Origin of the sequence: Limosilactobacillus avistercoris, from assembly GCF_014836425.1 — a bacterium.
In the GTDB taxonomy this organism is placed as follows: Bacteria; Bacillota; Bacilli; order Lactobacillales; family Lactobacillaceae; genus Limosilactobacillus; species Limosilactobacillus agrestimuris.
Genome location: NZ_JACSQW010000001.1, coordinates 127,009 through 139,008, shown reverse-complemented (window position 1 = coordinate 139,008; position 12,000 = coordinate 127,009). Strand labels below are relative to the sequence as shown.

Genomic DNA, 12,000 nt, shown 5'->3' with positions numbered 1-12,000 from the left:
ATTTTTGATTAAATCAAAAATCATAGTTCGCATTTTCTTAGTTAGAAGCTAGAAAATAATAGTTAATTCCCAGCCTCTTTCAAATTACTTACGCCGATTACCATAGAATGACCCTGTAATGTGGTATTTCCGCCGAAAGACAAGATCACCGACAAAGGCAATTACCCCAAGGATAATGTATGCCCAAGCATTTAAACGAGGGTTGATGGCATTTGGTAGTAAGCTAGATGCCATGTAAACAGCCAACCAAACCACTAACCCAAAAGCAACTGTTAAGATTCGGAACCAGAGTGGCTTAGCTTGAACCCACTTACCGTTTTTCTTGACCGGCTGCAATTGTGAAGCAACATAACCAAATAGTAATCCACCAGAAACAGCAACCAAGATAATTGCCAAGAGACCACTACTCCCATAATGCGCCATCTTCATTGCGGCTGGAGAAATCCAGAACATAATACCAAACATAAAGGTAAAGATACTAAAGAAGATCAGCATATTATCAATTGAAAGTAACTTAATTGATTGCTTGGTCATGTGGTTAGCTTGCTTATTCTTCTTTGGATCCTTTAAATTCTTAACATATTCAGTTGGTGTCCCGAATAATGCTTTAGCAGTTTTACCAGTCTTTTGTCCTTCTTTAAGTTGGGTAATCGTATCCTGAATAATTTCAGGACGCTTTTCCTTAGCAACTCCTTGACGTTCAAGTTGCTTATTTAATTGGAAAACGAATTCTTCGTTTTTCCTCGTTAAATTATGCTTACTAATTTCATTTCCTGCTTCACGCCGGTCTTCTTTTAAATGCTCCTTTTGTCGCTGACCAGCTTGAGCATTTCGTGGTTGATTTTCGCTCACGATGAAACTCCTCTCTTATTATGGTGATGTGGTATTAGGCAGTACTAATGCAACATAGTCGAAACGTGCTTCGCCCGAGTTTCCTAGAGCTAGCAACCTCCCTCCTAGGCGCAAGACGCCTTCGTCGGGAGAAATTGCTAGCCTTTCGGAAACTCTTTGGGGCGAAGACACTCTAGACATTAAACCTAAATTCTACAATGTCGCCGTCTTGCATGACGTAATCTTTACCTTCAAGGCGGAGCTTACCGGCTTCCTTAACGGCAGCTTCGGAACCTAACTTATCAAGATCATCAAAGCTCATTACTTCGGCACGAATGAAGCCACGTTCAAAGTCAGAGTGAATAATTCCGGCTGCTTGTGGTGCCTTGGTACCCTTCTCAAATGTCCAGGCACGAGTTTCAGGACCACCAGCAGTAAAGAAGGTTTCAAGACCCAAGAGCTTGTAAGCAGCACGGATCAAACGGTTTAATCCTGGTTCCTTAACACCTTCCATTTCAAGGAAGTCAGCCTTATCTGCTTCATCCATTTCGGCGATTTGTTCTTCGGCAGCTGCAGCAACACCGATTACTTCACCATCATTCTTAACATGTTCCTTAATTTGGTCCATGTACTTGTTAGCATCAGGATCAGCCATATCATCTTCAGAGATGTTGGCAACATAAAGAACTGGCTTACTGGTAAGCAAGAAGAGTCCCTTGACGATCTTCTTTTCGTCATCGTTAAAGTCAATTGACCGAACACTCTTACCATCTTCCAGAACTGGTTTAATCTTGTTCAAAACGTCTAATTCAGCCAACGCATCCTTATCTCGACCCTTAGCAGCACGTTGAACCTTAGCTAGGCGCTTATTAACAGCATCCAAGTCGGCCATTACTAATTCCAGGTTAATGGTGTCAATATCTTCAATTGGATCAACTTTCCCGGTAACACTTGTGATGTCATTATCATCAAAGGCCCGCACAACGTGAACAATCGCATCAGTTTGGCGAATGTTTTCCAAGAACTTGTTTCCAAGTCCTTCACCCTTGCTGGCACCCTTTACGATTCCGGCAATATCAGTAAATTCAAATGTTGTTGGGACAATTTTCTTTGCCGGAATGATTTCATCAATTCGTTGAAGACGACTATCAGGAACTTCAACCATCCCCACATTCGGATCAATCGTTGCGAATGGGTAGTTGGCCATTTCAGCCCCAGCTTTAGTAATCGCGTTAAATAAGGTTGACTTACCAACGTTTGGTAACCCAACAATCCCTGCAGTTAATGACATAAGTTGTTCACTTTCCTTTTTAATTTAATATTTTTAGTAATTAATCTTCAGAATCTGTGGCTTTTTTGAGGACCTTCTTAAAGCCCTTATCAAACTTTTGCCGCGTCATCATTACGATGTGACCACAACCGGTACATTGGATCTTAATATCCGCACCGACACGTGTGATTAACCACCGATTGGTACCACACGGATGTTGCTTCTTCATCATTACAATATCGCCCTTATCATATGCTGCCATCAGTGATTATCCTCCTTAATCTAATGAAATATTCAAGATTTCTAAAATTCGGTTAAAGTCGTCGGCAGAACTATACGGGATTTCAATTTTACCCGCGTTCTTCTTCCGACTCGGCGCAACCGCAACCTCCGTCCCAAACTTACTCTGTAATTGTGACTCAGCCTCACGAACATAAGCCGGCTTACGTTGGCGACGCTTAGTCCGCTTCTTTTCAGCGGTTCCGTTCATCTGCGCAACTAATTCTTCAAGCTGACGGACAGTCATGTTCTTTTCGACCGCCTGCTTAGCAAGTTTAACTAATTGCTTACGATCTTTCAAACCTAATAATGTCCGTGCCTGCCCCATTGAAAGCTTCCCGGCAGAAACTAACTCCTTAATTTCATTTGGCAAACCTAACAACCGTAAATAGTTAGCGATGTATGGCCGGCTCTTCCCAAGTCGCTCAGCAACCTGTGCTTGAGTTAATGAAAGCTTATCCATTAGTGTTTGGTATGCTTGGGCCTCTTCTAAGGGGGTCAAATCTTCCCGCTGAAGGTTTTCCAAGACAGCGACTTCCATCATCTTTTCGTCGCTCATTTGCCGGATAATCGCTGGAATAGTTGCTTGATGGGCTAGTTTTGATGCCCGAAACCGCCGTTCACCAGCAATCAGTTCATAACGCTTTAGCTTCGGATCTGGCTGACGAAGGATAATTGGTTGGAACACTCCTGACTCCTGAATTGATGAGGCCAGTTCCCGGAGTGCCTTTTGATCAAACGTCCGCCGTGGTTGATATGGGTTCGGTCGGATTAACGATAATTTAACATCTTGAACGGTTTCATTATCACTAATCTCGTTTAAATCATTCTCTTCAAAGAGCGCTTCAATTCCACGTCCTAATCCGCTTTGCTTATTTTTCGCCATGGCGCGCTAACACTTCCTTTGCTAATTGTTGGTAAACTTTCGCCCCCGTTGATCGCTTATCGTAATCAACAATTGCTTGTCCATGACTTGGTGCTTCAGATAGACGAACGTTGCGTGGAATAATCGTTTCATAAACCTGATCACCAAAGTACTTTTTCACTTCCGCATTAACTTGTTGACCCAAGTTTGTCCGCTTATCGTACATTGTCAATAAGACCCCTTCAACCTTCAGTTCAGAGTTGAAGTGCTTTCGAACCAGCTTAATGGTATTTAACAACTGACTTAACCCTTCAAGGGCATAGTATTCACTCTGAACCGGAATCAAGATTGAGTCACAAGCAGTAAAGGCATTAATCGTCAGTAGGCCAAGCGAAGGTGGGCAGTCAATCAGGATATAATCATATTCGTCCCGAACATCCCCAAAGGCATCCTTTAACCGAGTCTCCCGGGCCATTAAGTTTGTTAATTCAACTTCTGCACCAGAAAGAGCAATTGTCGTTGGAACAATATCTAAGCCCTCATGACTTGACTTCATAATTACATCTTTCAAGTCAACATCATTGATTAAAACATCATAGACACTTTCTTCGATGTCCTTTTTGTCGACTCCCAAACCACTTGTTGCGTTTCCCTGAGGGTCCAAGTCAATCAAGAGGACTTTTTTACCAGCATCCGCTAGACAGGCCCCTAAGTTTACGCTTGTCGTGGTCTTACCAACGCCACCTTTTTGGTTAGCTAACGCAATAACATAACCCATTTTTCTCCCTCCTACTGCTTCTTCGGAATTTCAATGACTAATTGGTAGGTATCATCATTATCCTTTTCATGAGTCGTAATGGTAAATCCGTTATCAGTAGCCAATTTGATTGACTTCTTAATGGTGTTCAAAGCTAAACGACCATCACTAGCCTTACTTGTTTGTTTGCTTGTGCTTGCTTTTTTGCGCCGCCTGTTGGTCTTTGCCTTTTTCTTTGGTTTTTCTTGGTTCGGGATCTCTACCGATTCCTCTATTTTTTCTGCTTCTTCTACTTCAGATTCTTCTGTCGGTGTCCCTTCAAGATCAGCAAGTTCTTGACGCTTCTTTTCAGCCCGTTGTTTAGCTAATTCAGATGGTAGTGGCCGTCCAAGAGCTTTAGCAACCTCGTCTTCAGTTTGACGAACGGTTAATCGTTCATTAACAACCCGCATTAACATTTCGCGTTGTTGTTTTTCGTCCAAGTCTAACATTGCCCGACCATGCCGTTCTGAAATCCGGTGATCAAGGATTGCAGTTTGAATTGGTTTAATTAATTTTAGTAACCGCAACTTATTCGCAACAAATGATTGACTCTTCCCCATTCCCTTTGCCAAGGCAGATTGGGTTAAGTGGTTTAAGTCCATTAATTGACGGTAAGCTTGGGCTTCTTCAACAGAACTCAATTGGGAACGTTGAAGGTTTTCAATCAAAGCTAAGGAAGCAGTTTCCTTATCGCTCATCTTCTCAATAATTGCCGGAATCGTTTCCCAGCTCAATAATTTTACAGCCCGATAACGCCGCTCACCAGCAATGATTTCGTACTTTGCTGACTCATATTCACGGACAACGATTGGTTGCAGTAAGCCGTGTTCATCAATCGTTTGTGCTAGTTCACGAATGCCATCTTGATCAAACACCTTCCGTGGTTGATAACGGTTGGGAATGATTTGATCAACTTTTATTTCAACAACCTTATTCTTTGTATCGCCAGAATGATCTTTACCGATACCGAATAATGAAAAAGCCATTTTCTCTCTCCCTCACTTTTATTGAATTGGTTTCTTATTTGGTAATCCTGGACGCCGCGGGAACTTTTTTGGTGTTGGCGCAACCTTATCGATCACAATAATATTTCGCTCCTCATCAGTTCCTGGTAATTCAAGTTTTATCGTTTTCCGGATTTTTCCGCCAAGTTTCTTAATTGCAGCGCCACCCTGTTGAATTTCTTCAGTGGCAGCACTAGCTTTGTAAGCGATAAATTCACCACCAACCTTTGCTGCTGGCAAACATAACTCACTGAGAACCGATAATCGTGCCACAGCCCGCGCCGTCACAACATCATATTGTTCACGATGGTCACTCTTCTTATCACTAAACGTTTCCGCCCGGTCATGAACAAGGGTAACGTCCGTCAATCCTAGCTTAGCAACCAACTCTTGTAAAAAGGTAATCCGCTTATTTAGGGAATCAACGATTGTGAGCTTTAATTGGGGAAAGGCAATCTTCAAAGGAATTGATGGGAAACCTGCCCCGGCACCAATATCGCAAAGTGCTAATTCGTCAGTCATCAACTTTGGTTCCGCAAAGGCCCCGCTAATGGAATCAAAGAAGTGCTTAAGGTAAACTTCATTTTTTTCAGTAATTCGTGTTAAGTTAACATGCTCGTTGGTTGTGACTAACAAGTCGTAATAATCAGCAAACTGCTTCATTTGTGAATCACTAAGGTTTATTTCGTGATCCACCAGCACTTGCCGAAATTGTTCTGGATTCATTTTAACTTCTCCTTTCGTGAAACAATTTTGTTTCACGTCTTTTACTACTGTAACTTAATCCTCAACGTTTTTCAAGAGGTTTTAAAGGAGAGAGTGAGCCAGTAGAGGACTTGCGGAGGGCTAGCAATTTCTCCTGACGAAGGCGTCGTGCGCCTAAAGAGTGAACCAGAAAACTCGTTTTCGTCTGTGAACCTTCACAAGGCTAACTAGTATTCTGGCTACCAACTTGTTGGTACCAGAATTCAGTTAGCTACTGAGGAAGGAGGTTGCTAGCTCTAGCAAGTCCCTGACGAACTCATTTTGACTATGTTGCCTAGAATTCCTACTAGGCGGAGATTGCGGTCACGGCGAACTCGTTTCGGCTACGTTGCCTAACCCTTTTCCTTTAAACTAAAGAAAAGGACTAGCCAATCACTGCTAGTCCCTCGCCCCTGCCAAGGATCATCATTCTATAATTTTTATTAAATTGATGCAATCAACTCACTACCGAGTCGCCATTCTTACCATTTCACGATATAATAATCACAGTTGTATGTATTCGCTTTCAAGTAAACCGAAAGGGGCTTAAATAATGGTAGAATCTGTTAAAATTGGTCGGTCAGATGTTGTCGCAAACCCACTCGGACTAGGAACAAACGCTGTTGGTGGCTACAATCTTTTCCCAGGTCTCAAAGACGAAGATGGGATTAAGTTAGTTAAGGCCGCTCTTGATAACGGAATCAACCTTCTTGATACAGCCTATGTTTACGGTCTAGGTCATTCAGAAGAGTTGGTCGGTCAAGCAATTAAAGACTACGATCGTCATAAGATCGTGATTGCCACTAAAGGAGCCCATGACTTTTCCACTGGAGAAGAAGTCATTAATAACGATCCAAAATTCTTAACTGACCAAGTTAACAAGGGTTTGGAACGATTGGGTACCGACTACATTGATATTTACTATATCCACTTCCCAGATCACGATACTCCAAAGGCTGAAGCAGTTGGGGCTCTACAAAAACTCCGGGAAGAAGGAAAAATTCGGGCAATCGGGATTTCTAACTTTAGCCTTGAACAGGTTAAAGAAGCTAACTCGGATGGTTATGTTGATGTTGTTGAAGATGAATTTAGTCTCCTTCACCAGGACCACCTAACAGAAGGAATGTTAGATTACCTTCATGACAACCAAATCAGCTTTGTCCCTTATTTCCCACTCGCTTCAGGATTATTAACTGGTAAGTATGTCAAGGATGTTAGCTTCCCAGAGGATGATATTCGGAGTCAGATTGCGGACTTCAAGGAACCACGATATGGTAAGATTCTCGATGCCGTTGATCGGGTTCGTGAAATTGCTGATGCCCACCACGCTACTGTTGCACAAACAATCCTCGCTTGGTACCTCAAGAACCCATTAATTTCTGTTGTGATTCCTGGTGCCAAGAAGGCAAAACAAGTGGTTGCTAATGCTAAGGCAATGGACATCACGTTAACTGATAACGAATACCAAACGATCGAGTTAGCCTTTAACCACTTCAAGAATACCAAGAGTGGTAAATCATTAAAGGATCCTGATTAAATTAAATCAAAAAAGCAGCAATGAAAAATTTTCGTTACTGCTTTTATTTATTCATCCTTATTTCCAAGACCAAGCATTGCTAGGAAACTCTTTCCGAGGACCCCAGATTGTTTCTTAGACTTACGATGTGCTCGACTACTTACCCTTGAAGAATGGCGCGTTTCTGTGTGAGCCTGTACAGAACGATGTGGTTCAGTTTTTGGTTTAGGCTGTTCCTCTCGCTGAACCTGCGGGCCGTTCCACTCCACTTTTGGCTGCCTTTTTTCAGCCTTGTCCTCTTCGGGTTCCGCAAAAATTGGTTCAACCTTTTCGTCCTTTTGTGGGCGCGGTGGTCGTGGAGCAGTTGGTTGTGGTTGCTCTAGAGATTCTGTAATGCTCGTTTCAGATTGTTCATCCACAGTTTCATCCAATGAACCCCTGTATGCTTCACGAGTCAACGATTGCCCTTCATTAGTTACTGTTGCAGATTCACTTTCCGGTGTCAAAGAAATCGAATTAGCATCTAGCTCTCGTTGGAGTTTCTCGAGCTCCATATTTAGGGACGTCATATAGTCTACTGAGCCTTCCACACTCTCAGCATTCGCCTGTGGATCCAGACTTTCAGATGTTTCTGTTGTAGCAGAAATTGACGGCTCAAATGAAGCTTCGACACTTTCTTCAGATAAACTTGGAGTTCCACCAACAACCTCTGATTTCCCATCACTTTCTTGCGATTCTGGTGCATTACTCTCAGAAGTAGGCGGAATTATATTTTGGACCGTAATTTGTGGCTCCGTTGAATCTGACACTGGTACCTCAGATTGAGTAGATGCCTGCGACTTAGTATCGCCATGAATTTCAAAGACTGGTCGATCACTTGTTGGTTCATGACGACTAGCACCTAATTCTTCAGCCGTTTTCGCAGAATCAGCGTGCTTCTTTTTAATTGAAAAGACTGGCATGGTTGCTGAAGAACTTTCAGTACTGGCATCCCCCGCTGCCTTAGCACTATTAATATCAAATGAAATCTTTTTCTTAACGTTCTTGTTACCACTATCTGAACCGTTATTATTCACAGCGATTAACCTCCTGGTGATTTCTACACTCCAGTATATTCTACCATTATTTCAGAAGCAAAAAGAATCTCCAAGAAATTCTTGGAGATTCTTCTAGCTTATTTTAAGTCTCTCATTAAGACGAGATCACTTTTTTATAGGGTATTTCATTAAAAGCAGAATTTAACCTAAACAAGTTCAAGGTGTAATTGGCGTTCACCGATCAAACCAGCGCGCTTCATAAATAGATAAACCGCTACCGAGAGGACTGCCGGGGCAACAACACCAAGTGCCATATAGGTGCCAAACTGTGCCCATCCTCGCGAAAGATAAGCAATTGGTGCAATTAGTGAGTTCAAGCCAAGGCCACCAAGAGTATACGTTGAGCGGAACCCAAAGACCACAGTAGCAAGTGGCGCGCAGACCGCCGCAGAAACAACCGATGGTACAAGTAGGTAGGGGTTAATCAGTAAGTTAGGGAATTGCACTTTGGGTGTGACCAAGCCTTGGGCAATATTTGCACCGAGATCATTTTGTCGCCATGACATTGCAGTAAAGGCCACAAATTGTGCCGTTGTTCCGATCAAAGCAGCCGCAGATGAAACCGGATCAAGCGTTAACGCAACTGCTAACGCCGCGGATGATGCTGGTGTCATCAGGAACAAGGCCCAAACAACCGAAATTACGACCGAACCAAGAACTGGAGAAACTTGCATTGTTTTAGCGATGTAGGCTGAAACTGCCAATAAAGCCGGCGTAACTACCGCCGCCACCATCAAACCAAATCCAATTCCGACTGCTAATGTACCGAATGGTACTAGCACCATGTCTAACGGCGTCTTTCCTGTCAAATACTTCCCAACTAATACAGCAACTACTGCTGCTAACACTGCAGAAACTGGTTGTCCAGTTGTAAAGACCGGAGAGCCAACAGCAGATGCGGCCACTTGCCCAGTAGCGGTTGCTCCATTAACTGCGGTCGATGTGAAATGGACCGCATTAGCACCCACGGTTGAAGAAATCATTGCGGCAAAGGTAACCAGGGTATTAGTATTCATCTGAGAAGCAACCGCAACCCCGATCGCAGGCGCTAAGAGGACCTGGGCTTCTGCTCCGACTAATGTCAGAACGTGAATTCCCGTCAAGTTACCCACGGTTTGCACTAATAATCCGCCACCAAGAACAACTAAAATAGCATTGGCCACCGCTGCAAAAATTCGGTAAGCCACCTCTTTAACTCGTGATGAGTTAGCATAAGTCGCTTGTGCTTCACTGGTCGTATTAACTCGACTTTCCATCATTAACGCCTCCTTAAATAATTTTTATTCATAATGATTGATTGTTATTTTACGGAAGACATCTTTAAATATCAATCTTTTCCTAATTGTTTTTTAATTTAATTTTAATTATTATGTTGAATCATTTAAAAATATGTCGGAAAGCGCCACCAAACTTTTTAAAAATAAAAGGCGGAGACTTATTTCAAGTCTCCGTGCTTCCGCGGAAGGGATAATTGGGTAATATATTTTGTATCAAGATCCGTTAGATTGTATTCTGCAGTTCTTCAATGGGAGAACTAAACTGAGATTATTATCGTAAGGGCTCTGTAGATATGGCCTAATTAAGTAATTAGCTTAAAACATGCTTTTTAAGGAAACTAAATTGTTTTCATGTGGAGTGGGGTGTGTCTTTGTTAACTTTTTACAGATTAATATCAACATACTTCAAAGTAGTTTATTATGAGAAGATGTTCATTGGAAATCACTCAATATCCCTTCACACCTTTAGTATATGATCGGCTAGTTGAAAGGTCAAATCAACTGCGCCATATCAACGTTCTAAGCGATTTCATAAACCGGACATTTACGCGTTATTTGTCTTAATAATCTCAAGCAAAAACTCATTTCTCACCCTTCAGGATCATAAAAAAACTCAGGAAAAATTTCCTGAGTTTTTTGCTTATTCATTATTTTTCTTTAATCCGTATCCCCACGCAAGAGCAGCGAAGATAATAACGGAAAGGATTAGTGGAATCCGGGTAGAATCGATAAAGAGCAAGATAACAAGAACTACCAAGAAGAAGATAATCGTCAACCAACTAGTGATTGGGTATCCTGGCATCTTGAAGTAGCTAACCCCTTTTGGATTCTTTTGCCGGTACTTAATGTGAGCAAATAAGATAATAATCCACGTGAAGATAAAGGTAATCGTGGAAATTCCGGCGATTACATCGAAGATTCCGGCAGGCATAATGTAGTTCAAGATAACGGTAATAAAGAGAATAACCGATGAGAACGTCAATGCCCGGTTAGGAACGGCCTTGGCACTTAGTTCACCAAACCGCTTTGGGGCGTTTCCACTCCGCGAAAGGGAATAGAGTGACCGACTAGTACTAAAGATCGCACTATTCGTTGCGGACATTGCCGCTGTCAATACCACGAAGTTGATAATCCCGGCAGCACCAGGAATCCCAATTGCAGCAAACACCTGAACAAATGGACTAGAAGTTGTCTTAATCTGTGTCCATGGGTAAATTACCATCATCGCAATCATTGAACCAATGTAGAATAAACCAATCCGGACTGGCAAGGTATTGATTGCCTTCGGAATATCCTTTTGCGGGTTCTTTGTTTCACCCGCCGTCAAACCAACCATTTCAATCCCCACAAAGGCAAAGACAACCATTTGGAAAGACATTAAGAATCCCATGGGACCGGTTGGGAAGAAGCCACCATGATTAACCAAGTTACTTAACTCAACAGTTCGATTCTCAATATGGCTATGCATTAAGAGCATTACCGCACCGACTGCGATCAATACCAGGATCGCAATCACCTTAATCATCGAGAACCAGCTTTCTAGTTCACCGAATAGTCCAACGTTGACCATGTTGATCAGCATCAGGAGCACCACAATCACCAGTGGCCCAACCCATTGTGGTAGGCTTGGGAACCAGTACTTTAAGTAAATCCCGGTAGCAGTCAAGTCAGCCATCGCTAACGTCAGCCAGCAGGCCCAGTACATCCAGCCGGCCACAAATTCCATCCGACCACCAAGGTATTCCTTAACAGAATCAATGAATGAGTGTTTAGAAGTATCAGCGAGAATTAATTCCCCTAACGCACGCATCATAAAGAAGCAAAAGATACCGACGATTAGGTACGAAAGAATAATCGCTGGGCCGGCTTGTTGGATCGCTTTCCCCGAACCAAGAAAAAGTCCGGTCCCGATCGCACCCCCGATGGCAATCATCGTTACATGTCGGCTCTTTAACGAGCGTTTGAGCTTTTGTTGTTGCTGTTCGTCCATAATCTGCCTCCTTAAATTAAAGATCTTTTGCATATATCGCTTTCAAAAAAGAAAGGGCGTTCCTGGTCATTACACCAGGGACGTCCTTTTAACGCGGTTCCACCCATCTTTATAGTCCAACTTAATGAACTACCTCTCAGTTGATAAAGGAACCACCCATTTCAAACGTACATGCCATTATGCTAGTCCCGAATTTCAGCTACTATCGGGATCTCTGTCTACTAACATTAAAGATTACTCATAATTATAATGATTTTGACGCTAATGTCAAACAATAACTTGAATTTTTATTCAAATTTTCGTCTTTTGTAAGCCTAATCATCCCCAC

Annotated in this window: 11 protein-coding genes; 1 reads left to right on the top strand and 10 read right to left on the bottom strand. The window is 42.5% G+C overall.

Going from position 1 to position 12,000, the window contains the following annotated elements; all coding sequences use genetic code 11:
- Window positions 1-84: 84 nt before the first annotated feature.
- From H9564_RS00665 to rsmG, 7 genes are all read right to left on the bottom strand, one after another.
- Window positions 85-852, bottom strand: a complete 768-nt coding sequence (locus H9564_RS00665; protein WP_191683666.1) for a DUF1129 domain-containing protein — start codon at window positions 850-852, stop codon at window positions 85-87.
- 172 nt (window positions 853-1,024) lie between these two features.
- On the bottom strand, window positions 1,025-2,122 hold the full coding sequence (ychF, locus tag H9564_RS00660) for a redox-regulated ATPase YchF (RefSeq protein ID WP_191683665.1): 1,098 nt from the start codon (window positions 2,120-2,122) through the stop codon (window positions 1,025-1,027).
- Window positions 2,123-2,162: 40 nt separating this feature from the next.
- A complete protein-coding gene (locus H9564_RS00655) occupies window positions 2,163-2,363 on the bottom strand; it encodes a DUF951 domain-containing protein (RefSeq protein WP_191683664.1) in 201 nt (66 codons plus the stop codon).
- A gap of 15 nt (window positions 2,364-2,378) precedes the next feature.
- Window positions 2,379-3,266, bottom strand: a complete 888-nt coding sequence (locus H9564_RS00650; RefSeq protein ID WP_191683663.1) for a ParB/RepB/Spo0J family partition protein — start codon at window positions 3,264-3,266, stop codon at window positions 2,379-2,381.
- Window positions 3,253-4,023 (bottom strand): ParA family protein, encoded by a 771-nt coding sequence (locus H9564_RS00645; RefSeq protein ID WP_191683662.1) that lies wholly within the window; start codon window positions 4,021-4,023, stop codon window positions 3,253-3,255. Before H9564_RS00645 ends, H9564_RS00650 begins: the two co-directional genes overlap by 14 nt.
- An 11-nt stretch (window positions 4,024-4,034) precedes the next feature.
- Window positions 4,035-5,030, bottom strand: a complete 996-nt coding sequence (locus H9564_RS00640; RefSeq protein ID WP_191683661.1) for a nucleoid occlusion protein — start codon at window positions 5,028-5,030, stop codon at window positions 4,035-4,037.
- Between the two features lie 18 nt (window positions 5,031-5,048).
- Entirely contained in the window at window positions 5,049-5,774 is a 726-nt protein-coding gene (rsmG, locus tag H9564_RS00635) for a 16S rRNA (guanine(527)-N(7))-methyltransferase RsmG (RefSeq protein ID WP_191683660.1), read from the bottom strand.
- 571 nt (window positions 5,775-6,345) lie between these two features.
- On the opposite strand from rsmG, the gene H9564_RS00630 reads away from it, so the two are divergent.
- Window positions 6,346-7,329 (top strand): aldo/keto reductase, encoded by a 984-nt coding sequence (locus tag H9564_RS00630; protein ID WP_191683659.1) that lies wholly within the window; start codon window positions 6,346-6,348, stop codon window positions 7,327-7,329.
- Between the two features lie 47 nt (window positions 7,330-7,376).
- Here H9564_RS00630 and H9564_RS00625 read toward each other — a convergent pair whose 3' ends face one another.
- The 3 genes from H9564_RS00625 to H9564_RS00615 all read right to left on the bottom strand — a co-directional run bounded on the left by H9564_RS00625 (window position 7,377) and on the right by H9564_RS00615 (window position 11,672).
- A complete protein-coding gene (locus H9564_RS00625; protein ID WP_191683658.1) occupies window positions 7,377-8,384 on the bottom strand; it encodes a prolipoprotein diacylglyceryl transferase in 1,008 nt (335 codons plus the stop codon).
- 167 nt (window positions 8,385-8,551) lie between these two features.
- A complete protein-coding gene (locus tag H9564_RS00620) occupies window positions 8,552-9,664 on the bottom strand; it encodes a PTS transporter subunit IIC (RefSeq protein ID WP_191683657.1) in 1,113 nt (370 codons plus the stop codon).
- Window positions 9,665-10,322: 658 nt separating this feature from the next.
- Window positions 10,323-11,672 (bottom strand): amino acid permease, encoded by a 1,350-nt coding sequence (locus H9564_RS00615; RefSeq protein ID WP_191683656.1) that lies wholly within the window; start codon window positions 11,670-11,672, stop codon window positions 10,323-10,325.
- Window positions 11,673-12,000: the final 328 nt, after the last annotated feature.

Bases quoted from the DNA above. Each gene is read 5' to 3' on its own strand.
- H9564_RS00655 (WP_191683664.1), bottom strand. From the start codon at position 2,363: ATGGCAGCATATGATAAGGGCGATATTGTAATGATGAAGAAGCAACAT.
- rsmG (WP_191683660.1), bottom strand. From the start codon at position 5,774: ATGAATCCAGAACAATTTCGGCAAGTGCTGGTGGATCACGAAATAAAC.
- H9564_RS00645 (WP_191683662.1), bottom strand. From the start codon at position 4,023: ATGGGTTATGTTATTGCGTTAGCTAACCAAAAAGGTGGCGTTGGTAAG.
- H9564_RS00620 (WP_191683657.1), bottom strand. From the start codon at position 9,664: ATGATGGAAAGTCGAGTTAATACGACCAGTGAAGCACAAGCGACTTAT.
- H9564_RS00650 (WP_191683663.1), bottom strand. From the start codon at position 3,266: ATGGCGAAAAATAAGCAAAGCGGATTAGGACGTGGAATTGAAGCGCTC.
- H9564_RS00615 (WP_191683656.1), bottom strand. From the start codon at position 11,672: ATGGACGAACAGCAACAACAAAAGCTCAAACGCTCGTTAAAGAGCCGA.
- H9564_RS00640 (WP_191683661.1), bottom strand. From the start codon at position 5,030: ATGGCTTTTTCATTATTCGGTATCGGTAAAGATCATTCTGGCGATACA.
- H9564_RS00630 (WP_191683659.1), top strand. From the start codon at position 6,346: ATGGTAGAATCTGTTAAAATTGGTCGGTCAGATGTTGTCGCAAACCCA.
- ychF (WP_191683665.1), bottom strand. From the start codon at position 2,122: ATGTCATTAACTGCAGGGATTGTTGGGTTACCAAACGTTGGTAAGTCA.